Origin of the sequence: Mesorhizobium sp. AD1-1 (assembly GCF_020164655.1) — a bacterium.
GTDB lineage: Bacteria > Pseudomonadota > Alphaproteobacteria > Rhizobiales > Rhizobiaceae > Mesorhizobium > Mesorhizobium ciceri.
Genome location: NZ_JAIUGP010000007.1, coordinates 233,647 through 256,967, shown reverse-complemented (window position 1 = coordinate 256,967; position 23,321 = coordinate 233,647). Strand labels below are relative to the sequence as shown.

28 protein-coding genes, 1 tRNA gene and 1 pseudogene are annotated in these 23,321 nt (G+C 63.1%); 16 read left to right on the top strand and 14 right to left on the bottom strand.

What is annotated here, in order from left to right; all coding sequences use genetic code 11:
* The first annotated feature begins 153 nt into the window (after positions 1–153).
* The 5 genes from rpoD to LB519_RS16205 all read left to right on the top strand — a co-directional run bounded on the left by rpoD (position 154) and on the right by LB519_RS16205 (position 4,417).
* A complete protein-coding gene (gene rpoD / locus LB519_RS16225) occupies positions 154–2,175 on the top strand; it encodes an RNA polymerase sigma factor RpoD (RefSeq protein ID WP_013530149.1) in 2,022 nt (673 codons plus the stop codon).
* A gap of 181 nt (positions 2,176–2,356) precedes the next feature.
* Positions 2,357–2,650 (top strand): GYD domain-containing protein, encoded by a 294-nt coding sequence (locus LB519_RS16220; RefSeq protein WP_013530150.1) that lies wholly within the window; start codon positions 2,357–2,359, stop codon positions 2,648–2,650.
* Positions 2,651–2,781: 131 nt separating this feature from the next.
* Complete coding sequence (locus LB519_RS16215) at positions 2,782–3,150, top strand: thiol-disulfide oxidoreductase DCC family protein (protein ID WP_027162060.1); 369 nt, start codon at positions 2,782–2,784, stop codon at positions 3,148–3,150.
* Between the two features lie 159 nt (positions 3,151–3,309).
* Entirely contained in the window at positions 3,310–4,005 is a 696-nt protein-coding gene (locus LB519_RS16210) for a PadR family transcriptional regulator (protein ID WP_013530152.1), read from the top strand.
* A gap of 112 nt (positions 4,006–4,117) precedes the next feature.
* The gene (locus tag LB519_RS16205; protein ID WP_224620587.1) at positions 4,118–4,417 is read left to right on the top strand and encodes an HlyU family transcriptional regulator; all 300 of its coding nucleotides are present in this window, start codon (positions 4,118–4,120) and stop codon (positions 4,415–4,417) included.
* A gap of 147 nt (positions 4,418–4,564) precedes the next feature.
* Here the strand turns inward: LB519_RS16205 and LB519_RS16200 are convergent, their stop codons facing one another.
* A complete protein-coding gene (locus LB519_RS16200) occupies positions 4,565–5,335 on the bottom strand; it encodes a hypothetical protein (RefSeq protein ID WP_127369554.1) in 771 nt (256 codons plus the stop codon).
* On the opposite strand from LB519_RS16200, the gene LB519_RS16195 reads away from it, so the two are divergent.
* Positions 5,325–5,597 carry a hypothetical protein gene (locus tag LB519_RS16195; RefSeq protein ID WP_145923780.1) on the top strand — a complete coding sequence of 91 codons (273 nt, stop codon included), beginning with the start codon at positions 5,325–5,327 and terminating at the stop codon, positions 5,595–5,597. The two genes, LB519_RS16200 and LB519_RS16195, sit on opposite strands and share 11 nt — an antisense overlap.
* A 48-nt stretch (positions 5,598–5,645) precedes the next feature.
* On the opposite strand, the gene LB519_RS16190 is transcribed toward LB519_RS16195, so the two are convergent.
* From LB519_RS16190 to LB519_RS16165, 6 genes are all read right to left on the bottom strand, one after another.
* Positions 5,646–5,855, bottom strand: coding sequence for a hypothetical protein (locus tag LB519_RS16190; RefSeq protein ID WP_013530154.1), 210 nt, complete (start codon positions 5,853–5,855; stop codon positions 5,646–5,648).
* A gap of 93 nt (positions 5,856–5,948) precedes the next feature.
* The gene (locus LB519_RS16185; RefSeq protein WP_224620586.1) at positions 5,949–6,584 is read right to left on the bottom strand and encodes an outer-membrane lipoprotein carrier protein LolA; all 636 of its coding nucleotides are present in this window, start codon (positions 6,582–6,584) and stop codon (positions 5,949–5,951) included.
* 56 nt (positions 6,585–6,640) lie between these two features.
* Complete coding sequence (locus tag LB519_RS16180; protein WP_013530156.1) at positions 6,641–6,904, bottom strand: YMGG-like glycine zipper-containing protein; 264 nt, start codon at positions 6,902–6,904, stop codon at positions 6,641–6,643.
* Between the two features lie 118 nt (positions 6,905–7,022).
* Complete coding sequence (locus LB519_RS16175; RefSeq protein WP_082826532.1) at positions 7,023–7,409, bottom strand: hypothetical protein; 387 nt, start codon at positions 7,407–7,409, stop codon at positions 7,023–7,025.
* Between the two features lie 319 nt (positions 7,410–7,728).
* Positions 7,729–8,931, bottom strand: a complete 1,203-nt coding sequence (locus tag LB519_RS16170; protein WP_027162053.1) for an MFS transporter — start codon at positions 8,929–8,931, stop codon at positions 7,729–7,731.
* 126 nt (positions 8,932–9,057) lie between these two features.
* On the bottom strand, positions 9,058–9,516 hold the full coding sequence (locus tag LB519_RS16165; protein ID WP_063168771.1) for an Lrp/AsnC family transcriptional regulator: 459 nt from the start codon (positions 9,514–9,516) through the stop codon (positions 9,058–9,060).
* A gap of 170 nt (positions 9,517–9,686) precedes the next feature.
* On the opposite strand from LB519_RS16165, the gene LB519_RS16160 reads away from it, so the two are divergent.
* Both LB519_RS16160 and LB519_RS16155 read left to right on the top strand, forming a co-directional pair.
* On the top strand, positions 9,687–10,421 hold the full coding sequence (locus LB519_RS16160; RefSeq protein ID WP_224620585.1) for an AzlC family ABC transporter permease: 735 nt from the start codon (positions 9,687–9,689) through the stop codon (positions 10,419–10,421).
* Positions 10,418–10,717, top strand: coding sequence for an AzlD family protein (locus LB519_RS16155; RefSeq protein WP_024505491.1), 300 nt, complete (start codon positions 10,418–10,420; stop codon positions 10,715–10,717). Before LB519_RS16160 ends, LB519_RS16155 begins: the two co-directional genes overlap by 4 nt.
* Before the next feature lie 54 nt (positions 10,718–10,771).
* Here LB519_RS16155 and LB519_RS16150 read toward each other — a convergent pair whose 3' ends face one another.
* Positions 10,772–11,407, bottom strand: coding sequence for an FMN-dependent NADH-azoreductase (locus LB519_RS16150; protein WP_224620584.1), 636 nt, complete (start codon positions 11,405–11,407; stop codon positions 10,772–10,774).
* A 113-nt stretch (positions 11,408–11,520) separates the two neighbouring features.
* Here LB519_RS16150 and LB519_RS16145 point away from each other — a divergent pair, with 113 nt between their 5' ends.
* A complete protein-coding gene (locus LB519_RS16145) occupies positions 11,521–12,477 on the top strand; it encodes a LysR family transcriptional regulator (RefSeq protein ID WP_024505493.1) in 957 nt (318 codons plus the stop codon).
* On the opposite strand, the gene LB519_RS16140 is transcribed toward LB519_RS16145, so the two are convergent.
* Positions 12,410–13,036, bottom strand: coding sequence for a TetR/AcrR family transcriptional regulator (locus tag LB519_RS16140; RefSeq protein ID WP_224620583.1), 627 nt, complete (start codon positions 13,034–13,036; stop codon positions 12,410–12,412). The genes LB519_RS16145 and LB519_RS16140 overlap by 68 nt on opposite strands.
* Positions 13,037–13,102: 66 nt before the next feature.
* On the opposite strand from LB519_RS16140, the gene LB519_RS16135 reads away from it, so the two are divergent.
* Positions 13,103–13,528 carry a VOC family protein gene (locus tag LB519_RS16135; protein WP_013530166.1) on the top strand — a complete coding sequence of 142 codons (426 nt, stop codon included), beginning with the start codon at positions 13,103–13,105 and terminating at the stop codon, positions 13,526–13,528.
* Between the two features lie 9 nt (positions 13,529–13,537).
* On the opposite strand, the gene LB519_RS16130 is transcribed toward LB519_RS16135, so the two are convergent.
* On the bottom strand, positions 13,538–14,488 hold the full coding sequence (locus LB519_RS16130) for a S1C family serine protease (RefSeq protein ID WP_013530167.1): 951 nt from the start codon (positions 14,486–14,488) through the stop codon (positions 13,538–13,540).
* A gap of 226 nt (positions 14,489–14,714) precedes the next feature.
* Between LB519_RS16130 and LB519_RS16125 the strand changes: the two genes are divergently transcribed.
* The 3 genes from LB519_RS16125 to LB519_RS16115 all read left to right on the top strand — a co-directional run bounded on the left by LB519_RS16125 (position 14,715) and on the right by LB519_RS16115 (position 17,199).
* Positions 14,715–15,587, top strand: a complete 873-nt coding sequence (locus tag LB519_RS16125) for a S1C family serine protease (RefSeq protein WP_224620582.1) — start codon at positions 14,715–14,717, stop codon at positions 15,585–15,587.
* Positions 15,588–15,595: 8 nt separating this feature from the next.
* The gene (locus LB519_RS16120; protein ID WP_063168767.1) at positions 15,596–16,222 is read left to right on the top strand and encodes a helix-turn-helix transcriptional regulator; all 627 of its coding nucleotides are present in this window, start codon (positions 15,596–15,598) and stop codon (positions 16,220–16,222) included.
* 110 nt (positions 16,223–16,332) lie between these two features.
* Positions 16,333–17,199 carry an SDR family oxidoreductase gene (locus LB519_RS16115; protein ID WP_224620581.1) on the top strand — a complete coding sequence of 289 codons (867 nt, stop codon included), beginning with the start codon at positions 16,333–16,335 and terminating at the stop codon, positions 17,197–17,199.
* Between the two features lie 133 nt (positions 17,200–17,332).
* On the opposite strand, the gene LB519_RS16110 is transcribed toward LB519_RS16115, so the two are convergent.
* Together LB519_RS16110 and LB519_RS16105 are read right to left on the bottom strand one after the other, a co-directional pair.
* A complete protein-coding gene (locus LB519_RS16110) occupies positions 17,333–17,848 on the bottom strand; it encodes a TIGR00645 family protein (RefSeq protein WP_013530171.1) in 516 nt (171 codons plus the stop codon).
* 305 nt (positions 17,849–18,153) lie between these two features.
* Positions 18,154–20,223 carry an OmpA family protein gene (locus LB519_RS16105; protein ID WP_224620580.1) on the bottom strand — a complete coding sequence of 690 codons (2,070 nt, stop codon included), beginning with the start codon at positions 20,221–20,223 and terminating at the stop codon, positions 18,154–18,156.
* Between the two features lie 197 nt (positions 20,224–20,420).
* Between LB519_RS16105 and LB519_RS16100 the strand changes: the two genes are divergently transcribed.
* Entirely contained in the window at positions 20,421–20,867 is a 447-nt protein-coding gene (locus LB519_RS16100; protein WP_013530173.1) for a YcgN family cysteine cluster protein, read from the top strand.
* 254 nt (positions 20,868–21,121) lie between these two features.
* On the top strand, positions 21,122–21,478 hold the full coding sequence (locus LB519_RS16095; protein WP_013530174.1) for a hypothetical protein: 357 nt from the start codon (positions 21,122–21,124) through the stop codon (positions 21,476–21,478).
* Positions 21,479–21,688: 210 nt separating this feature from the next.
* On the opposite strand, the gene LB519_RS16090 is transcribed toward LB519_RS16095, so the two are convergent.
* Positions 21,689–22,402 (bottom strand): SIMPL domain-containing protein, encoded by a 714-nt coding sequence (locus tag LB519_RS16090; protein ID WP_013530175.1) that lies wholly within the window; start codon positions 22,400–22,402, stop codon positions 21,689–21,691.
* Positions 22,403–22,536: 134 nt separating this feature from the next.
* Between LB519_RS16090 and LB519_RS16085 the strand changes: the two genes are divergently transcribed.
* Positions 22,537–22,612: transfer RNA gene (locus tag LB519_RS16085), tRNA-Ile, on the top strand.
* Positions 22,613–22,803: 191 nt separating this feature from the next.
* Here LB519_RS16085 and LB519_RS16080 read toward each other — a convergent pair.
* Positions 22,804–23,244, bottom strand: a pseudogene (locus tag LB519_RS16080) (tyrosine-type recombinase/integrase); the annotation flags it as partial.
* Positions 23,245–23,321 lie beyond the last annotated feature (77 nt).

Sequence of the window (23,321 nt, the reverse complement as noted above, 5' to 3'; positions counted from 1 at the left end):
ACCCGGTTTTGGGGCAACGACATACACCAAACGAAACGAGTTGATGCAGTTACTGGCCCGGTGAAGCGCGTTTCATAAGCGAGCGCATCCGATTTGACTGGTCCGACAGCTTACGCGGCTTTGAAGTTCGGCCGCTAGGAGAAGATAAAGACTATGGCGACAAAGGAAAAGGAAGAGGTCGAAACCGAACGCGAAGGCGCCACCGATGGCCCTCTGCTCGACCTTTCCGATGATGCTGTCAAGAAGATGATCAAGGCCGCCAAGAAGCGCGGCTATGTCACCATGGACGAGCTGAATTCGGTGCTGCCCTCAGAGGAAGTGACCTCCGAGCAGATCGAGGACACGATGGCGATGCTGTCCGACATGGGCATCAACGTGGTCGAGGACGACGAGCAGGGCGAGGAGCCCGAGGCCGCCGACACCGCGGCCGATGCCGAGGAAGACGCCAACGAGTTGGCTGAGCAGACCGGCACCGCGGTCGCCGCCACCACCACCAAGAAAGAACCGACCGATCGCACCGACGATCCGGTGCGCATGTATCTGCGCGAGATGGGCTCGGTGGAGCTTTTGTCGCGCGAGGGCGAAATTGCCATCGCCAAACGCATCGAGGCCGGCCGCGAGACGATGATCGCGGGTCTGTGCGAAAGCCCGCTGACCTTCCAGGCCATCATCATCTGGCGCGACGAACTCAACGAATCCAAGATCCTGCTGCGCGAGATCATCGATCTCGAAGCCACCTATGCCGGCCCCGAGGCCAAGCAGGCGCCGGTGGTCGAGCGCGTCGAGGAAGCCAAGGTCGAGGACAAGCCGCGCCGTTCGCGCGACGACGAAGACGACATCACCAATGTCGGCGCCGATACGCGTGGGCTGACGGATGACGACGACGAGGACGAGGACGAAGCGAGCCTGTCGCTGGCCGCGATGGAAGCGGAACTCCGCCCGCAGGTGATGGAGACGCTCGACGTTATCGCCGACACCTACAAGAAGCTGCGCAAGCTGCAGGACCAGCAGGTCGAGAACCGTCTGGCCGCCGCCGGCACGCTGTCGCCCAGCCAGGACCGCCGGCTGAAGGAGCTCAAGGACCAACTGATCAAGGCGGTGAAGTCGCTGTCGCTCAACACGGCACGCATCGAGGCGCTGGTCGAGCAGCTCTACGACATCAACAAGCGCCTGGTGCAGAACGAAGGCAAGCTGCTCAGGCTCGCCGAAAGCTACGGCGTGCGTCGCGAAGAGTTCCTGAAGGAATATCAGGGTTCCGAGCTCGACCCGAACTGGACGCGCTCGATCGGCAACCTGACCTCGCGCGGCTGGAAGGAATTCACCAAGAACGAGAAGGATGCGATCAAGGACCTGCGCGCCGAGATCCAGAACCTCGCCACCGAAACGGCGATCTCGATCCTGGAATTCCGCAAGATCGTCAACCAGGTGCAGAAGGGCGAGCGCGAAGCGGCGATCGCCAAGAAGGAAATGGTCGAGGCCAATCTGCGCCTCGTCATCTCAATCGCCAAGAAATACACCAATCGCGGCCTGCAGTTCCTCGACCTGATCCAGGAAGGCAATATCGGCCTGATGAAGGCGGTCGACAAATTCGAATACCGCCGTGGTTACAAGTTCTCGACCTACGCGACATGGTGGATCCGGCAGGCGATCACGCGTTCGATCGCCGATCAGGCGCGCACCATCCGCATTCCGGTGCACATGATCGAAACGATCAACAAGATCGTGCGCACCTCGCGCCAGATGCTGCACGAGATCGGCCGCGAGCCGACGCCGGAAGAACTGGCCGAAAAGCTTGCCATGCCGCTCGAAAAGGTACGCAAGGTCTTGAAGATCGCCAAGGAGCCGATCTCGCTCGAAACGCCGGTCGGCGACGAGGAGGATTCGCATCTGGGCGATTTCATCGAGGACAAGATGGCGATCCTGCCGATCGACGCGGCGATCCAGGCCAATTTGCGCGAGACCACCACGCGCGTGCTGGCCTCGCTGACGCCGCGCGAGGAGCGCGTGCTCAGAATGCGCTTCGGTATCGGCATGAACACCGACCACACGCTGGAAGAAGTCGGCCAGCAGTTCTCGGTTACCCGCGAGCGTATCCGCCAGATCGAAGCCAAGGCGCTGCGCAAGCTCAAGCACCCGAGCAGGTCGCGCAAGCTGCGCAGCTTCCTGGATAGCTGAGACTTACCGATGCAAAGAGTTCAAGGGCGCCGATGGCGCCCTTTTTTGTTTGTGGGGCGCACTCTTGCGGGCCAGGCCCTTCGGGAGGATAATTTCGCTGTCGGATGCATTTCTGGGCGATAAGCCGGATGCCCGCCCCGGCGAAGCCGCCGTGCTCCGTGGCCCCGGAGGGAGGTGTGCCATGACAAGCTACATCGTGCTGATGAACTGGACGGAGCAGGGTGCCAGAAACGTGCGCGAGTCACCGAAGCGGCTCGACGCCGCCAGAAAGCAGCTGGGAGACATGGGCGGATCGTTCAAGGCGTTCTACCTGACCATGGGCGAATACGACATGGTGGCGGTGGTCGAAGCGCCCGACGACGCGGTGCTGGCGCGCTTCTCGCTGATGCTGGCGGCGGCCGGCAATGTCAGGACGCGGACGCTGAAGGCCTTTCCCGAATTAGCCTACCGCGAGATCGTCACCTCGCTCGGATAAAGCCCGTAGCGGAAGGGCCGGACCGGCTGGCCCGATACATTCTCCTTCGCGCGAGCGACCGAGCGACGTCTTGACGGCGCCCGATCGTTCGTGGTCCTTCAAGTTTGCGCTACCAACCAAATGCCGGAACTATGCTGACCGTCTGGTACAACACGCGCTGCCCGGTCTGCGATGCCGGGATCAGCAGGCAGAAGCGGCGGCTGATCGAAGCGATCAAGGCTGGGCGGATCAAGTTCCGAGACATCAATCTTGAACCGGCAGCGCTAGCCGGATTTGGCGCGTCGCTTGAGGATATCCGCCGCCGGCTGCACGCCACCGATGCCGAGGGCCGACTGCTGGTCGGCGCCGATGTCGCCATCGCGGTATGGAAGGTCACGCCGGGCGAGGGCTGGTTGGCGACGCTGTTCGGCAATCCGGTTGCCTTGCCGCTGACACGCTTTGCCTACGATCGCTTTGCCGATCTTCTCTATGCCTGGAACCGGCGCATGGGGCGCTGGTAGCCGAATTTATCGGTGGCCGCCGTTCGCAACGAAGCGGCCGAGACTGGAAAATCGAGCCCGCTGGTGCTGCATTCAGATACATCGTAAGATATATCTTGACTCCATCGATTGACTTGCCTAATTAAGATATATCGTAAGATACAACTCAAGGAGCAATCAATGCACAAACACAATCATTTCGGGCGCGGTCATTTCGGCGAGCGCATGTTCATGCACATGGCCGGCAAATTCGGTGGCAGAGGGGGCGGCGGCTTTGGCCCGTTCGGCCACGGTGGCCGTGGTGGCGGGCGCGGCGGTCCGGGCGACATGTTCCGCGCCGGACGCATGCTGGCCGACGGCGACCTCAAGCTGATCACGCTGTCGCTGCTGGCCGAAGCGCCGCGTCACGGCTACGACATCATCAAGGCCCTGGAAGAGCGCACCAGCGGCATCTACAGCCCGAGCCCGGGCGTGGTCTACCCGACGCTGACCTTCCTGGAAGAGGCCGGCTATGCCGCCTCCGCCGCCGACGGCAACAAGAAGGTGTTTTCGATCACCGAGGCGGGCCAGGCGCATCTCGCCGACAACCGCGAGATGATCGACGGCGTGCTCGACCATCTCGAGCGCTTCGGCCGCAAAATGGCCAAGGCGCGCGACTGGTTCGGCTGGAACGACGAGAGCGAAGAGGGCGGGCGTCGTGGCGGCCGCGGTGGCCGCGGGGATCGTTCGGAAGCGCGCGACGAATTCCGCGCAGTCCGTCACCGGCTGCGCGCGGCTCTGGGCGACTTCGTCGACGCCCCGGCCGACAAGCAGGCCGAGGCCATCGCCATCCTCGAAGCCGCCGCCGAGGCGCTGGAAGCGCTGTCGCACAAGTAAGCTCGTCCAGCCGACCGGACGCAGCCCTTGCCCGCTGGCCCAAGGACCGATAGTGAAATTCATCCCGCGTCACTCTACATGGTGCGGGATGAATGCTGTTGGAGGAAGTCCGATGTCTTTTCTGAAGCGTCTTTTCGGCGGTGGCGGCGGCGGAACCCAGACGGCTGAGCCGACGAGTGCAGCGCCAGCCAAGCAGGTCGAGCACAAGGGCTTTCTGATCAGCGCCACGCCCTACAAGGCCGATGGCCAGTACCAGACCTGCGGCGTCGTCTCCAAGGAGATCGACGGCGTGGTGAAGGAACACAAATTCATCCGCGCCGACCGCTTTGCCGCGCTCGACGACGCCGTCGACATCTCGATCAAGAAGGGCATCCAACTGGTCGACGAGCAGGGCGATCGGGTTTTTGGATAGGCAGGACCGGTCGAGGCGAAAATCTTCGGCATCTCGCAATGAGCCCAACCGATCAGCGTGAAGATGCTGTCAAGCGTGTTAGGAACGCCAAACAAGGCCTGGTCTCCGCAATGCCATCAAAGCCGGCTCACTCTACAGGCTGCCTTGCTATGGCAGTAAATGCATGAGTTCGTCCGGCATTGTGGTAACCGCCGGCACCGGAGTAGCCGCCGGCGTGGGATCGGCCGGATCGGCAACATTCGTTCCACCGATGACGTAGCCCGGTTCTTCCGAGTACGAGTAGACTTTCGTTATGATGCCTGATTTGAGCGCTTCAGCGTCCCAGACGTTATAAAGGCCCTGCGGCGTTGCCAGCCCCATCATGGCGAACACATCGGCGCTGTTGACGCCCATTTCGTCGAAATAGTCGGACAGCAACTGCTTCAGCGCCGGATCAGGCACCGTCGAAATCTCATCAAGGCTTCTTCTGCCGTTGTGCATTCGGGGTGTCTTCCGGCCGTTCGTTATCTGATGGACGGCGATCCGGGCATTGGCAGCTGCGGCGCGGACCTGGCCCCCAGCCAAGGCCCATGGGCAGGCCGAGAAACAGTACGCCCCACCAGAATGAACTTCCCCTTCCGACCAGCCGTTCCTGACCATCTTTTGCGGACAGCGTGGCACCAGCATCGGGCAGCCGTTCAACTGCGTCCTGCCTATCGCAGTTTCGAGGCCGGCGGCGCGGATCATGTGTCCCATTTCGAGCGCCGCATCCACGTTCCCGCCGCCAGACTGAAACACGACAGGAAGCCTTTCTCCCTTCAGTTTCCGCAGAAATTTCTCAAATTGCCTGGCGGTATCAGGTTTTATTATGCCCTCGGCAGATATCCATTGGACGCAGTTGACGTTGCAATCGCCGTTCCGAACCAGAATGAAGTTCATCGGCCATTCTTCGGGCGCTTTCTGCTTTGCGACGGCCGATGCAGTTGCAGTCAAGGCGACAAAGGCGATCAAGCAAAAGGTTACCAGCGGACCCAGGCGAGTTGTCACGATGAAAAGCCCCACTTACCGACGAATAACTACTATCGCCTTAGGTCTGTCTGATACAACCTTCTTTAACTCCCCGCTCGACGACGCCGTCGACATCTCGATCAAGGAGGGCATCCAGTTGGTCGACGAGCAGGGCGATCGGATTTTTGGGTAGGCAGGACCACCTCTCCGCTGGAGGTCGCAGATCGCGACCGCCAGCGGGTCAATTCGTCCTGGCGGGATCGATCGTCATCAGGCGTGCCCTTGCCTCGATCAGGTGCCTTTGCGCGGCTCTTATCCGGCTGCACAATGCCAGATTGAGGGCGACGCCACCTTCCTCGTCCAGCAAGTCGTTCGCGCACTTCAAAGAGTGCTCAGCTCTCCTTATACGCAGTCTGGCTTTGGCCGCTTCCATGCTATGAATTTCAATCATTGCGCCGCGTCCTTTGCGGTTCCGGTCCCTTCATGGACTAAACCGCTGATGATCGCATTGGTTCCGGCCCAGGGAATATGCCCGCGGCTTCGGCTATTTCGTTGTCGTGTTGAATTCACGGTTTGCCGTGTAATCGATCACGAAGGTGCCCTCGGGAGCGCGAACGCCCTGCTTCACATTTGATATAGTCACCGTTGTGGTAAGTCCCTTCTCGTCGGTGAGGCTCCATCTGCGCAGATCTAGAGATTTACTGTCGAACACCATGGAGATGCTCGAATTGCCGAAGGTCGATCTGTCGGACAGCTTGACGGTAATTTGGGCGCCATCGTCCCTGATGCTTTTCACGCGATTGCCGGAGAAGTCGACCTTATTGTCGAGCAGCAGCTTAAGCGGCGTCTTCGAGAGAGCATAAAGCCGCGATGTCTTCAGCTTTCTGTTATAAACCACCAGGGATTTGCCATCTGCAATCACGCTGATCCCTGATTGGCCTGCATAGTTGAATCGGATCTTGCCGGGGCGTTGTAGAAAAAACCTGCCACGGGTCCTTTCCGCATTTGGACCCGACTGGACGAAGTCCCCGGACATGGACTTTACCGATGAGAGGTGATCGGCAATCGTCTTGGCATCAACAGGCGCGGCGGAGATCGCGGCGGTGGATGCCGCATACATCGCGGCAGCGCTGGCAACGGCGAACCAGCAACCCAGCAGTACTTTGATCCGATAGCCCATCGCTTATCCCACCTCCGGAGCAGGCGCGTGATCGAAAGAGATCACGCGCCTCCAGGTCAGTAACCCTCCGGGCATCGTGCAACGTAAACCCGGCCATACTGATCGCGATATCTGCACTGGCCGGCTTCGCTGGCGTGCCCGATGACGGCCCCGGCTATCGCGCCAACCGCACCGCCAACAACCGCCCCTTGCACAGGATCGCCGGCCACCGCGGCGCCTACCGCTGCGCCACCCAAGCCGCCGACGGCAGCGCCTTGTTCTGTACGGGAGCACGCCGAGAGCGGAATGAGCAGGCTCAAAATGAGCAGCGTCTTTTTCATTGGTTCTCTCCTGGGCTACTATTAGCCAAAGCTTAAATGCTCAAGAAAGCTTTTCGATCCATCGTGGGTTGCCTGTCCTTCAAGCGCCGGGCCGTGGCGGACCCGTGTGCCCTCCGGCTCAAACGCCTGCAATCGCCAAAAGCCAGGCCAGGATATCGAGCAGCAGAAACAGCAGCGCAATCTGCAGCGCCACCCGCAGCCGCTGGATAATTCGCCAGTTGCCGGCCATGTCCGCCTTGATGCGAAGCGCAAGCGCGCGGCGCATGGCCGACATCGTCGTCGGCCTGTCGCCGTCGACATATTGATCAAGCAACTCTTCGGGATCGAAGCGGAATGTGTATTGGTGGTAGGGCCAAAGCATGAAGACGATCAGCCCGCCAATGCCGAACAGCAGGGCCACCGCAATCCAGTCCCAAGGCCCAAGCCCGTTGGAAAGGGCCGCACCGCCAAGCAACGAGTTTGCGAAGGCGGTGGCGAAGACAAGGCTGCCGGCGCGGCTGCTCATGTTCTCCACAAGGGTTTGCTGTTGCGTGAGACCTCTCACTGCTTCCTGATAAATGAATGCAAGACGCGGATCGTCGTCGGCAACAGCGCTTGCGGCAATTCTGTTGCTTTCGCTTCCACTCGGATGTTCGACCATCAGGGTGTCCTCTCTGGCGTGGACTGGATGCGCGAGCTCAGTCGAGATCGCTTGGTGCAAACGTTGGCCGTAAACTGCCTCGCGCAAGAGGGAACGGATGAAACAGGGGACAGGATCCGCAGTGAACCGAACGGGCCAGGCTGATTGCGCGCCCGGCCAGCAAGGTTTAGGAAATCGACGCGGACTAAGCCGGCTGCAACTCCCTGCGCGGTAGCGGCGGAAACGCGATGGCGATGCCGACCGCCCCGAGCCCGATAAGAGCCGAGCCGATGAACAGCCAGGAATAGTTGGCGTAGGCGTCGAACACCATGCCGCCGGCAAGCGGGCCCAGCGCCATGCCGAGGCTGGACAGCATGGTGGCGGCGCCGAACACGGTGCCGAGGATGCGCTGGCCGAAATATTCGCGCGCCAGCACCGCATAGAGCGGCATGACGCCGCCATAGGTGGCACCGAAGATAACGGCCAGCATGTAGAACTGCTCAAGCCGGCTGATCGAGAGATAGGCGGCAATGACGATCGCTTGGATCGCCAAGCCCGCGATCAGCACCGGCTTGACGCCCAGCCGGTCGGCCAGCACGCCGTAGAAGAGCCGGCCGCCGAGGCCTGCCAGGCCTTCGACACTGTAGATCGAGACCGCTGCCATGGGGGCGACGCCACACAGCATGGCATAGCTGACCATATGGAAGATCGGGCCGGAATGCGCCGCACAGCAGGCAAAGAAGGTCAGCCCCAGCACGATGAACTGCGGTGAGCGCAGCGCCTTGCCGACCGTCAGGCCGGCGCCTTCGGCAACCGGCGCGGAGCCGGTATCGGCCATGACGGGCTTCGGTGGTTGGCGCACCAGCAGCACCGCCGGCAACAGCAATACCCAGGCGGTAATGCCGATATCGAACATGGCGGTGCGCCAGTCATAGGCGGAGATCAGCCAGCGGGCGAAGGGCGAAATCGTCATCGGCGCCACGCCCATGCCGGCCGAGACCAGCGAGACGGCGAGGCTACGGTTGGTGTCGAACCAGCCTGTGGTCAGCGCGATCATCGGCGCGAAAAAGGCGCTTGCCGCGAGGCCGACCAGCACGCCATAGGTAATCTGGAAGCTCAGCAGCGAACCGGCCCGGCTGGCCAGCACCAGCGCCAGCCCGAGCAGAACCGCGCCGGTCATCACGACGATGCGGGCGCCAAAACGGTCCGATATCGCGCCCCAGGCGAAGCCGCCAAGGCCCATCACCAGGAAGTTGAGCGTCATGGCGCTCGAAATGCCGGCGCGCGACCAGTTGGTGTCGATCGCCATCGGCTCGAGAAAGATCGCCAGCGAAAACATCGTCCCGATGGCGACACAGGACATCAGCGCGCCAGCCGCGACGATGACCCAACGATAGGAAAAGCTCATTCAAATCTCCCATGCCAGAGGGCAGCGCTCAGCGCTGCTTGCATCCGAAGGACGCCGGCAGCGAGGCTGATCCTACAATCCGGTTGCATTTTTTATCCAGTCTGGCCCGACGCCGTTTTCAGCAGATCAGACCGGCAGTTCCGACGTGTATTTGATCGTCTGGCTGGGGACGTCGGTCTTGACGTTCTGCACGCCCTTGATGCGGCTCAGATGCTCCGACTGGAAGCGGCGGTAATCGTCGATGCCGGCCGCCACCACGCGCACCATGGCGTCGCAATCGCCGAGCATCAGGTAGCACTCCATCACCTGCGGCAGCTTGGCGACTTCGGTGGCGAAATGCTCGATCGTGTCCTCGTCCTGCGTCTTCAGCCAGATGCGGGTGAAGAAGGTCAGACCCTTGCCGATGCTGGCCGGGTTGAGCACAGCGACATAGCGGTCGATGACACCGGCTTCCTCCAGCAGCTTCACGCGACGCAGGCAAGGCGATGGCGACAGCCCGACCTCATTGGCCAGATCATTGTTGGCCATGCGGCCGTCGCGCTGCAGCGCCCGCAGAATCCGCTTGTCGATCTCATCCAGCTTCATGGCTACAGATTCCATCTATTCGAAAATTTGTAACATAAAATGCCAGAATTCGGCGAAATACAACAATCTCCGCAACCAAATTGCGGACCGATTTCGGTATGTTTGCTGCCGACATCAGTTGATTTCAAACGCAGGGAAGCGGCGGCCGCGAGGTCAGCCGATGAAGACACATGAGCATTTCACAGGCAGTCGAGACGGTGGCGGATGGTTCGAAATCCGAATTCCGCCGTGGCGTGGCGTCCTGCGCGCCGGTGCTGTTCGGCACCATCCCTTATGCGCTGGTGCTTGGCGCCCAGGCGACGCAGAAAGGCTTGAGCACGGTCGAACTGTCTGCCATGACAGGGCTGAATTTCGCCGGCGGTTCGGAGTTCGCGGCGATCCAGTTGTGGACGTCGCCGCCGCACATCGTGCTCATCGTCGCCATCACCTTCCTGGTCAACAGCCGTCACCTGCTGATGGGTGCGGCACTGGCGCCGTTCCTGCGCGACCTGCCACGGCGCAAGGTGTTTCCGGCGCTTTTCCTTATGTGCGATGAAAGCTGGGCGCTGGGCTTGGCCGATGCCAAACAGCGTGCTGCTGCCGGCATCACGCCGGCCTTCAGCCCGCGCTACTATATGGGCGCGGCGCTGGCGATGTATCTCACCTGGGTGGCCTTCACCACGCTGGGTGCCTTGCTCGGTCCGATGCTCGGCCATGTCGAGACCTATGGTTTTGACATGGCGTTCCCGGCTGTCTTCCTGGTGCTGATGCGCGGCATGTGGACGGGTATGGCGGCGGCGCGGCCCTGGCTGGTCAGCCTGGGCGTTGCAGCACTGGTCTATCTCTTCGTTCCCGGTGCCTGGTATGTCGCCGCCGGCGCCATGTCGGGTCTGGTCGCGGCCTGGCTGATGGCGGGTGATGCATGATCGATGCAACGACCCTTTTCACCATCGTGCTGATGGCCGGCGTCACTTACCTGACGCGGATCGGCGGCTATGTCGTCCTGCGCAACCGCACGCTGGGCGCCCGTGCCACGGCTGTGATGGAAGCTGCGCCCGGCTGCGTGCTGATCTCTGTCATCGCACCGGCCTTCGTATCGAAGTCCCCGGCGGATCTTCTGGCGCTGGCTGTTACTCTGGCAGCCGCCACGCGGTTTTCCATGCTGCCGACCGTGCTGATCGGGGTCAGCGCCGCTGGTCTGCTGAGGCACCTCATCGGCTAGAACGCAAAAGGCAGGCGCGAACGCCTGCCTCCGATGCGGACAAATCTCGCCTCTTTATGCGGCAGCCGCGACGTCCCGGCTGGCGGCCACAACGGCGTCGACCTTGGCGGTCGCCTTGGCGAGCGCTGCGGTCACCGCGTCAGGACCCATGCCGACACCTTCGATGCGGATGACATCGACATTGGTCATGCCGAGGAAGCCGAGCACGCCACGCAGGTAGGGAATGGCGTGATCGAACTGCACGGCCGCACCTTCCGAATAGATGCCGCCGGAAGCCAGCACGATATAGACCTTCTTGCCGGTGACCAGACCCTTGGGGCCGTTCTCGCCATAGGCAAAGCTCTTGCCGGAGCGGGAGATGTGGTCGACCCATGACTTCAGGGTCGAGGAGATGTTGAAGTTGATGAAGCCGGTGGCCAGGATCACGGTATCGGCGGCGAACAGCTCGTCGAGCACGACATCGGAGACGCCGACGACTTCAGCCTGGCGCGGGGTGCGCGCTTCGGCCGGGGTATAGATGCCCGTCGCATAGTCGGTATCGATGTGCGGCAACGGATTGGCGACGAGGTCGCGCACGACGAGCGTGTTCGACGGATCGGCGGCGACGAGCTTTTCGGCGAATTCGGTGGCGATGCGGGTCGAATGCGAGGCAGCGCCGCGCGGGCTCGAAGTGACAAGAAGAATGGACATTTTGGGCTCTCTCCAGCGGTTGGAATGATTTGTCCCGCCAGATATGGGGCTTTCGATCCATTCAATAAACTGGTATATTTTCTATACGATCCATCCATAAGTTGGATATAACGATGCAGCCCAACCCGACGCTCGATCAACTTCAGATCTTTGTGACAGTCGCCGAAGCCGGCAGCTTCTCGGCCGCCGGCCGCAAGCTCAACCGGGCACAGTCCGTCATCAGCTACGGCATCGCCAATCTCGAGGCGCAGCTTGGGCTGAAACTGTTCGAGCGCGAGGGCACGCGCGAGCCGCAATTGACGGAGATCGGCCGGGCGATGCTGGAGGACGCACGGCGCATGATCGGCGTGCTGCAGCGCATCCGCTCGCGCGTCGACGGCCACCACCAGGGGCTCGAGGCCGAGGTCGCGCTGTCGGTCGACGCGACGCTGCCGTCACCGGTGCTGGTTCGGGTGCTGAAGGCATTCGAGGCGCAGTTTCCGACCGTGATGCTGCGGCTGCACATCGGCACGCTCGGCCTGATCCCCGACCATGTCGTCAGCGGTCAGGCCGACCTTGGCATTGGCGGCCTGCTGGGCGATGTCGACGTGAACCTTGTGCGCATCGGCTTCATGTCGATCGTGCTGGCCGCCGCGCCCACCCACCCGCTGGCCTTGCTGCCGAAACCGGTGGCGATCGAGGATGCGCGCGAACACACCCAACTTGTCGTCACCGACCAGTCGGAGCGCACCAAGGGGCGCGACTTCGGCGTCTATGCCTACCGTACCTGGCGGCTGACGGATGTCCGCACCAAGCACATGCTGATGCGCGAGGGGCTGGGCTGGGGCGGGCTGCCGCGCTGGCTGATATCAGACGACCTGGCGAGCGGCCGGCTGGTCGAGATCGACCTCGAATCCTTCAGGGAGGTGAGTTCGCCGCTGTTTGCCATGCATCGCAGCGATCGCAGCCCGAAGCCGGCGGCGGCCTGGCTGATCGACCAGTTCAAGCGCCAGCTCGGCTGCTTCAACGAGTTCGAGCCGGGCGAGGTGCCGGATGAGGAGCACGAGACAGCCCATCGATCAGCGCCATGAGCACGGCGCGGTAATCTTGCGCTGAGGCGCCGGCCTCGATGGCCAGGGCGGCACGGTCGAAGGCGGAGCCGAGCAGTGCGGTCAGCGCTTCGGCCGGCAATCTCGTCATCGTCTGCGCCCGCATCGCCGCGACCAGCCCTTCGCGCAGAGAGCGGTTGCCGTGGCGATTGTCGATCGCGTCCATGGCGGCGCGGCCAAGCACGGCCGGGCCGTCGAGCAGCAGCAGCCGCGTGCGTCCGGGCGCGCGCATGGCGGCGAGATAGGCGTCGGAGCCGGCAATCAGCGCGTCATGGGCAAACAGCGATGGCGGCGAGGCGCGCTCGATCTCCTCGGCGACCGCTGCCGCCTCCTGCTCGACCACGGCAGCAAACAGTGCCTGCTTGTCAGCAAAATGATGGTAGAGCGCGCCGCGCGTCACGCCGGCGGCGGCGGCGATCTCCGGCGTGCCGGTCTCGGAATAGGATTTCTCCGTGAACAGCTTTCGCGCCGCGGCAATCAGGTGGGCGCGAGTCGCTTCGGTGCGGTCGCGGTTGGAACGACGCGCGAAATCGTGTTGCATACATGCAGCCTGTATGTTAATTCGGTTTACATGCAGACTGTATGTTAATTGACGGGAGAAGGAAAGATGAAGACGACGAGCTATTACCCGGTGCTGATGACCGGCGACGTCGCCGGCACGGCGGCCTTTTATGTGAAGCATTTCCGCTTCCAGCCCCTGTTCGAAAGCGACTGGTATGTGCATCTGCAATCGGGGGAGGACAGAAGAGTCAATCTCGGCATCGTCCAGGGCGACCATGAGACCATCCCGGAAGAGGGGCGGGGCCGCGCTTCGGGCCTGCTGATCAATTTCGAGGTTCGCGACCCGGACGCTGTCTATGAGCGCGTCGTCGCCGCCGGCCTGCCGATCCTGCGCTCGCTGCGCGACGAGCCCTTCGGCCAGCGCCATTTCATCACCAAGGACCCCAATGGCGTGCTGATCGACGTCATCAAGCCGATCCCGCCGAGCGAGGCGTTTCTGGCGCAGTATGCGGAAGGGGTGGCGGGAGCCTGAGCGCCCGCCTCAACTGGCCCTTGCCACCGGCGTCACCGTCACCTGGCTGACACCGGTGCGGCGCACGACGGTGCACAGCGTCTCGCGGCCGATGCGTTCGGCGTCGAGCATGCGCACCAGGTCGTCGACGCCGGTGACAGGACGGCCGTCGATGGCGGCGATGATGTCGCCTTCTTTCAGGCCGGCCTTGGCCGCCGGGCCGTCCTTTTCGACGCTGCGCAGGCGAACCGCCGTGCTGGTCGAGACTTGCGACAACAAGGCGGCGCGGCGCGGCAAACTGGCAGTGTCGGCCGAGACGCCGATGAAGGCGCGGCGGACACGGCCGAAGCGGATGATCTCCGAAATGACGAAATTGGCGGTGTTGGAGGCGACCGCGAAGGCGATGCCCTGCGCGCCATGGATCATGGCGGTGTTGACGCCGATCACCTCGCCGGCCGACGAAACCAGCGGCCCGCCGGAATTGCCGGGGTTGAGCGCTGCGTCGGTCTGGATGACGTCGTCGATCAGCCGGCCGGTCGAGGCGCGCATGGAGCGGCCGAGCGCCGAGACGACGCCGGAGGTGACGGTCCATTCAAAGCCGAGCGGATTGCCGATGGCGATGGCGATCTGGCCGCGCCGCAGCCGCTTGGAATCGGCGAGCGGTGCGACATCGGCAAAGCTGCCGTCGGCGCGCACCAGCGCGATGTCGGTGTCGGGATCGCGGCCGAGCACGCGGCCTTCGCGGGAGGCGCCGTCCGGCATCGAGACGCGCACTGTCCTGGCATCGCCGACGACGTGGAAATTGGTGACGACCAGTCCGTCCGGCGCGATGACGAAGCCGGAGCCGTGGCCGCCCTGGCCGCCGACGCGTTCGATGCGGCAGACGGCCGGGCCGATGCGGTCGACGGCGTCCGCAACGGTCGTCGAATATGCGTCGAGCAATGTATCGTCAGGTTCGAATTTGGCTGCGGCGAGGGCCATGGAAGGGCTCCGTATTTTCGGGCGAAAGGATGATTTTTTTCCTGTGCGTGTCGTTGTCCCAAAACCGCTGAGCACTTTTGGGCGACACGCACTATATGTGCGGAGCGGCTGGAACCGCCGCGACCTGACCAGATGGCCAGTCAAACCGGCAACTAGCCGTCAGGCGAGTACCTCTGAACGCGCTGTCGAGCGATATCTGGGGCATGGATGAACCCAGGAGACCAATATGAGCGATTTCAATCTGAGTGCGTTTTCGCAAGCCATCGCCGATCTCGCCGCCCAGGCGGCACCGGCAACGGCTGGCTTCGCCACGCATCATCACCGCACGGCAAGCGCCTTCCACTGGCGTGACGGTTATTTCGTCACCGCCGAGGAGGCTGTCGAGGCCGGCGAGGAGATCGAACTGACGCTGGCCTCGGGTGAGGCGGTGAAGGCAGAACTGGTCGGCCGCGATCCGTCGACTGGCGTTGCCCTGCTGAAGCCGGCTACGGCCATCAACGCCGTGCCGTTGGCCAGGGCTGACGCGGTGCGGCCAGGCAACATTGCCATCGCCATCGGCAATAGCAACGGGTCGGCTCTGGCCGTTTCGGGCTCGGTAGGCGAAGTCGGTCCGGCCTGGCGCTCGATGCGCGGCGGCACCATCGACCGGCGCATCAATCTGGCCGTCGGTGCCGGCGGCCGTTTCGAGGGCGGCCCGGTTCTCGACGCCAAGGGTGCGCTGATCGGCATGCTGCTGTTCGGGCCGCGCCACCGGGCGCTGGTCATGCCTTACGAGACGATCGAGCGGGCGGTTGCGACGCTGCGCGAAAAGGGCCATGTCGCGCGCGGTTATCTCGGCGCCGGCCTGCATCCGGTACGCGACCGCAACGCACATGGCGCAATGGTGATGAGCCTCGATGACGATGGTCCCGCCAAGGCCGCCGGTCTCTCTCTCGGCGATATCATCGTGGCGTGGAACGGTGAGGCGGTGCATGGCCCGCGCGACCTGATCCGCAGGCTCGGACCAGACAGTGCGGGCGCTTCGGTGACGCTCGGCGTGGTGCGCGGCGGCGAAAAGCGCGATGTCGGGCTGACCATCGGCGAAAAGCCGCTGAGCTGAGGGCATCCATGGACACGCTCACCAGCGACCGGATCATGCATGACGGTGCCGTCTCGCGGCGGCTGGTGGTGCTGATTGCGCTTGGCGATGCGTCGCGCGCCGAGCGCCTGGCGGCCTCGCTGGCCGCGAGCGATGACCTGCTGCCGGTGGTGGCCGGCAGGGCTGACGTCGCCATCGTTGACGACAGCAGCGGCGGTGCCGTGCCGGCCGCCATTCCCCGGGTTCTGCTATCGGGACGCGCTGGCGAACGGCCCGCGGGCGAGGTGTTGGCCGTCCTCCAAACGGGCGCGGACGATTTGTTGATCGCTGCGGCGGCGCGGCTGGCGGCGGCCGGCTATCGGGTATCGGGCGAGCGCAGAACCGGACGCCATGAGGATTTCCATACTGGCGATGGCGAGCCGTTCGAAGATGAAGCCTCCGACGAGCATGCCGTCCGTCCTTCGCTGTCGCCGCGCGAGGCGGAAGTGCTGGCGCTGCTGGCCGAGGGCGCACCCAACAAGGTGATCGCGCGGCGGCTGAACATTTCCGTGCACACCGCGAAGTTCCATGTCGCCGCAATCCTGATCAAGCTCGGTGCCGCCAACCGCACCGACGCGATTGCCACTGCGATGCGGCAGGGGCTGGTGCTGGTTTAGTCATAAACCCTACGCTGCGTAACGCGGTGTCCGGCGTGTCGGGTCTTGCGCTGTGGTCGCCCGCCGCGCAAAGCTTCGCGTCTGACGTGTTGCAAGGGAGGCGCAAGGAAATGTCGCTCAAGGGAAAGACGCTGTTCATCTCCGGCGGATCGCGCGGCATCGGGCTGGCGATCGCGCTGCGCGCGGCGCGCGACGGCGCCAATGTGACGATCGCGGCCAAAACCGCCGAACCGCATCCGAAGCTGCCCGGCACAATCTATAGCGCGGCAGAAGAGATCGAGCAGGCCGGCGGCAAGGCGCTGCCCGTGCTGTGCGACATCCGTGAAGAGGCACAGGTGGCCGAGGCGGTCGCCAGGACCGTGGAAAAGTTCGGCGGCATCGATATCTGCGTCAACAATGCCAGCGGCATCCAGCTCACCGGCACGCTGGAAACCGACATGAAGCGCTACGACCTGATGCATCAGATCAACACGCGCGGCACCTTCCTGGTGTCCAAAATGTGCATTCCGCACCTGAAGTTGGCCAGCAATCCTCACATCCTGAATCTGGCACCGCCGCTCGACATGAAGGCCAAGTGGTTCAAGAATCATGTCGCCTACACGATGGCCAAGTTCGGCATGTCGATGTGCACGCTCGGCATGAGCGCCGAGTTCGCCAAGGACGGCATCGCCGTCAATTCACTGTGGCCGATTTCGACCATCGACACGGCAGCCGTGCGCAATCTGCTGGGCGGCGCGACGGTGGCGGCAATGAGCCGTTTGCCCGACATCATGGCCGATGCTGCGCATGCCATCTTCATGCGGCCGGCGCGCGAAGCGACCGGCAATTTCTACATCGACGAAGAGGTGCTGCGCGCCGAGGGCGTCAGCGATTTCTCGATCTATGCGCCTGATGCGACCGGGCCGCTGGCCGGCGACTTTTTTGTTCCCGACGAGGTGTTTGCCCGCACGGACAGCAAGATCAGGAATATTTACTAGAGCTCTTCGTTTTGACGCGACGGGCGTCGAGCCAAGCCCTTCGCCACCAGCAGAGTCATGGGAAAGCCCTGCTCGAACAAGGCGGTAGGGCATCGTTCCTGCGGGATTGATTCAACTTCCGGCAGGCGCAGGCTCACGCCTCGTCCTTCTTGCCTTTGCTCAGGCCCATCAGCCGGTCGATATAGGCGAGCATGAGCGCCGAGACGACGAAGGCGAGATGGATGATGGTCAGCCACATCAACTGGTCGGTCGTGTAGGACGATGAGTTCAAGAACACCTGCAAGAGGTGGATCGACGAGATGGCGACGATGGTCGAGGCAACCTTGACCTTCAGCGAACCGACATCGATGGTGCCCAGCCAGTGCACACCGCCGTCCTGGTCGTCGAAGCGGCTGACGAAATTCTCGTAGCCCGAGATGATGACCATCACCACCAGCGAGGCAACCAGCGCGGCATCGATCAAGCCGAGCATCTTCAGGATGGTGTCGGTGTCACCGAGCGTGAACGCCAGGCTAATGAACTCATAGAGCTTCTTGCCGAAGGACAGCGCATAGACGGCCAATGCCAGGGCCAGGCCTATATAGAAAACGACGAGCAGCCAGCGTGAAGCGAGAATGATCGATTCGATGGCGAGTTCGAGACGCTTCATGGGATGATTCCGGCTGGTTATCTCTCAGACAATGGCCGTATTCGACGAGGCCGCCACCGTTTGCAAGACAAAAAACCCCGCCGAACAAAGTCCGGCGGGGCTCAATGCGTCCCGCTGGAGTCGGGACGGGGCAGGGAACGCCCAGCACCGAATCTGGGGTGGCTGCGCTCGCGATTCAATGAGCCGTGTCTAACGCCCGTACAATTCTTGTTGAACCCCGCACATCCATCCACCCCCGGCTGTGCCGGGGGTGGATGCTTCTCTTGCCGATTCCACAAACCGGGTCATGATTTTGAAATCATGACCTAATTGTTGCTGGCGACCGGTGCCACCAGCGAGGTGATGCGGCGGATGGCTACGCGGCGGTTCTCGCGGTTGGGCGCCGCCGTGTTGACCTTCAGATACTCCTCGCCATAGCCCTGTGTCGTCAGGTTTTCCGGCGGGATGCCGAAGGCATTGGTCAGAGCCTCCGCCACCGCTTCCGCACGGCGATCGGAAAGAGCGAGGTTAGCCTCCGGTGTGCCGACCGCGTCGGTGTGACCTTCGATCAGGAAGGTCTCGGCCGGGTTCTTCTTCAACAGCTTCTCCATGGCCGTCGCTACGCCCTCGAGCTTCTGCACCTCGGTGTCGGAGATGGAGGCCGAACCGAATTCGAAGTTGAGCGTGTCGAGATCGACGCGACGTGCGATGTCGCGCACGCGGGCCGAACGCTTGACCTCGTCGATCGAATAGAGGCGCTGGACCTTCTCGACCGGGGGCTGTTCGAGGAACTCGTAGTAGTCATCGGGGCTCTCGACGTCCTCGGAATCGAGAATGTATTCCCGGCGCGGGATGGTCAGCCGCATCGGCGGCAGGTCGTCGCCGGGATCACGCCAGTCGCTGTCATCTTGATAGTGCCGCTCGTCGACATAGCTCAGCACATATTCGCGTCCATCCGGCGCGATGCGCGAACGCTGGATAACGTCGCCATAGCGGTTGCGGATGGTGACGATCCGGACACCGTTGTCACGCTCGACGATTTCCCGGGTGCGATCGCCCGACAGATCCTCATAGTAGACTTCTTTGGCACCGCGGGTGACGCGCGGGGCGTCATTGCTCTGGACAAATGTCTGGTTGTTGAACTGCAGGATGACGCGATCGCCGAGTTTCCTGACGACGTCGACGCCTTTCGGACGCCGACGATCGCGGGCGATCTCATCGGGCGCACGCTCTACGCGCGTGCCCTTCTCCTCGGTCACCGGGACGATCTTCTCGGGCTTGATCTCCTGCTGTGCGGCCCTGTCGTCGGTGGGCGGCGGACCCTGGTCGACGGGAGCAGCCACCGGCTTGCGGCCCTGATCGCCACCTTGCTGGGCATTTTGCCCGCCATTCTGCTGCTCGCCATCCTGCTGAGCATTCTTGTCGCCACGTTTGCGGCCGCCGCCCCTGCGCTCGGCGTCCTTCTGGCTGTCCAGGATGGGAGCGGCGTTTGGATCGGCCGGTGCTTCGCCTTGCACCGGGTTTTCGCCCTGTGCCGGTGCTGCCGTCTGACCATTGGCCGGTTGTTCGCCGGTGGCGGGTTGTTCGGCCGTCGCCGGCTGCTCGCCAACAGGTTTCCTGCCGTGCTTCTTCGTCGTGTCCTGGGGCTGCTCACCTTGGGCCGCCGGCTGCTCGCCGGCAGGGGCTGTCGCCTCTCCAGCGGGAGCTTCCTTCGGCGCCGGGGCGACTTCAGGTTGGGCTTGCTGATCCTGCTTGTTCTTCTTGCGCGGCTGGGCCTGCTCGCCGGGCTGATTGTCGTTGGCCGGCGCGACCTGTTCGGCCGGCGTCTGCTCAGTCTGCTGCTGCTGATCACGCTTCTTTCTGCGCGGCTGCTGTTCCCCTGCGGGTGCTGCCTGTTCGGCCGGCGCCTGCTCGGTCTGCTGCTGCTGGTCACGCTTCTTTCTGCGCGGCTGCTGTTCCTCTGCGGGTGCTGCCTGTTCGGCCGGCGCCTGCTCGGTCTGCTGCTGCTGATCACGCTTCTTCCTGCGCGGCTGCTGTTCTTCGGCGGGAGCGGCCTGTTCGGCCGGCGCCTGCTCGGCCTGCTGCTGCTGGTCGCGCTTCTTCCGGCGTGGCTGCTGCTCCTCGGCGGGCTGCTCGCTCTGGGCAGGCGCGGCCTGCTGTTCAGGCTCGGCCTTCTTGCGCTCGTGTTTCTGTTCGGGTTCCGCCTGCTGCTTCTGCGCGCAGGCCTCGGCCGATTCGCCCTCGGCGCATGCTGCTTGCGCCAGGATGAATGGGGTTGCCGTGCGCTGGGCAAGACCGGACGCGACACTTCCCTGAAGCGGGAACGCGCCCAACGGCGCGGATGCCATCAACAGGCCAAGTGCGGTGCCTGCCAGAATCCGTGGTTGGCGTTTCATCGAAATTCTCCTTGTGGGGTCCCATCCTTGCCGAAACCGATCTTGTGCCGATTGGTTCCAGTCTGGCACGGATAGAGGCCGTACGGGGCGATTGACCGACCTTTTGAAGGCAACTTCATGTCATTCACCTGGCGATAGCCGCAATTGCGACCATTGCCGCGCTTGACCTTGCCCGCGGCCGGGGCCACATCCGGGAAATGGAAACGCCATTCTGGAAAACCAAGGCGCTGGAGGCGATGAGCCCGGCCGAGTGGGAATCGCTGTGCGACGGCTGCGGTAAATGCTGCCTGTCAAAGCTTGAGGACGAGGACACCGGCGAGATCTACTGGACCAGCGTCGGCTGTCGGCTGTTCGACGCCGAGACCTGCCGCTGTTCGGACTACGCCAACCGGCTGGCGCGCGTTCCCGACTGCGTCGGGCTGACGCCGCAGAATGTGCGAACCATCAGTTGGCTGCCCAGTACCTGTGCCTATCGGCTGGTTGCCGAGGGCCGCGACCTCTACTGGTGGCACCGGCTGGTGTCTGGCAGCGCCGAGACCGTGCATGAAGCCGGCATCTCGATGCGCGGTCGGGTCAAAGCGAGTGAAACCGATCTTGCCGAGCCGGAAGACTATTTTGACTATGTGCTGGACGAGGAGCCGTAGGACCAGCGGCGGCGAGCAACAGCCTTACGTTCCACGACTTCCGCCCAATCCGCGGGCTCGGAATAGGGCGCCGAGTCAGGCATTCCGGCCTTCACCAAGGGCTGGGGACGGTGGCGAATGGCCGGAACTTCCTTCTTCCCGCCATATGAACCGGAGATGAACGGCAGGTTCGTAAAGAGTTCAGACAGGCAAGCGCATTCTCCCCCCATCGGTTCACGAGGACGGGCGAAGGCCCGCAAAAAGGAGAGAAGACGATGTTCAACACGATCAAGACGGCAGCCCTTTCGGCCCTGGTCGGTCTCGGCACGCTGGCGGCCGTTCCCGCCCACGCCGACAGCCTCTATCTCGGCTTCGGCAACAACAACGACCCGCGTTTCGGCGTCTATACCGGTGACGACGGTTATCGCCATCGCCGTGATGAACGCCGCGGCGACTGGCGCCGTGGCTGTTCGCCGGACCGCGCCCTCGACAAGGCCGAACGCATGGGCCTCCACCGGGTCCGGATCGTCGACGTCAACCGGCGCACGGTGAAGGTGGCGGGCCGTCAGGACGGCGACCGTGTCGTGGTGGTGTTCGCCAACGAGCGCGGCTGCCCGGTTATCTATCGCTGAGGTTCGACAATTAAGGCCGACCCTCTTTGAGGGTCAGCCTGGCAGCATGATCTTTCGCAAGATCAGCTGGGACTAGCGGAGCCCCTTTCCGTTTGAAGGGTGTGGCTCGAAAAAACCCCGCGGGAGCAATCCCGCGGGGTTTTTCATGCGCGCTATTGGCTGGTGATGCATCCGTGGCTGGGCAAGACCAGCACGGATCCTCAGAGCCGCTTACTTCAGTTCGAAGGTGACGGTCACCTGGACATTGTAGGAATTCTCGCCGGCCTGCACGGGAGCCGCGCCACCCGCCGCGGCATCGAAGGCCTTGGCGTTGATCGGCATCGGCGCCGGCGCAATGTTCTGATCTGATATCTCGAGCACCCGGCCGAGGCTGGCGCCTGCGGCCTCGGCCAGCGTCTTGGCTTTGGCCATGGCGTTGGCGACCGCCTTCTTGCGCGCCTCGGTGACCGTGGCTGCCGGGTTGTCATTGGTGAAGGCGATGCCGCCACCCTGGTTGACGCCGAGCGACACCGCCTTGTCGAGGATCTCGCCGGTCTTGTCGACATCGCGCACCCGCACCGAAAGCGTGTTGGTCACCTGATAGGCGACGAGTTCGGCTTCCTGGCTGCCGTCCGGCTTGTTGGTGTAGTTGTAGCGCGGGTTGATCTGGATGCCGGCGGTCTGCAGGTCCCGGTCCTTGATGCCGGCGGATTTCATCGCCGCGATCACGGCGGCCATGGCGTCATTGTTGGCGTCGAGTGCGGCGCGCGCGGTCTTGGCCTCGCGCATGACGCTCAGCGTCAGGACCGCCAGATCGGGGGCCACGGTTGCTTCGCCTTCGCCTGACACGATGATGCGGGGCGGCGTCGGCAGATCGGTGGCTCCAGCCATCGCCGGAAAAGCGATTGCAGCGGCGAGCGCGAGAGGCAAAAGATGTCTGGTCATGAAAATCTCCTTGGTCTGCGATCAAGTCGCAGACGTCGCGTAGAGCGCGATTATGGGTTGATTTGGGCGATCTGGGGAAGCCCGTCGGGAAAGCCTTGTGCCGCGATGCGAAAAACATTAATCCAGCCCGCGTGGGGCCTGTAGCTCAATGGTTAGAGCCGGCGGCTCATAACCGCTTGGTTGGGGGTTCGAGTCCCTCCGGGCCCACCATTTTCGTTATTTATCAAGGTTTTATAGGGTGGTTCGCCACGAGGTTCGCCAACAGGTTCGCCAAGCATCGGCTTGCGCGTCACCAGCCGCACGACTCGGTCCATCCCCTGAACCGCCAGGCGAACCTGCGATGCCTCGCGTGAATAGAGCTCCGCATGATCGATATCGTCGTGACCCAGCACGTCCATGAGCTGTCTGGTCGAGGCCTCGGCCTCCGCCAGGTAAACACCGAGCGACTTCCTCAAACCATGCAGGGTCAGGCCTTTCGGGAGACCGGCAAGCTTGCACCAATGCGCCATCATTCCAGTCAGTGACTTGGCGGAGAAGGGCTCACCATAGGCGGTGACCAAAACGGTCTCGCCGCGCCTGTCGGCCGCATCCAGGATCTCGGCGAGCATGGGTGTGACCGGCACGAAAAGGCGTTTGCCGCCTGTTCGTCCCTTGTTCTTGGCCTGGACGATATCAAAGCCGTCGAAGTGACGCTCGACGCCATCGATGAAGACACGGCGGGTGACCCTCTGGTCCCAGCGCAGGCCCGCGACGTCGCCGCGGCGGTTGCCGAGCCAAAGCGCCAAACCATAGCAAGTGCGTGCCGCAGTGCCGAGCTGCCAACGCTTTTCAAATTGCGCCATCGCCTCGCGTGACCATGCTTTCCAGCCGGCATATGCGGGGCGCCACTCGACTGCCGCGGTGGGGTCGATTTCAATCC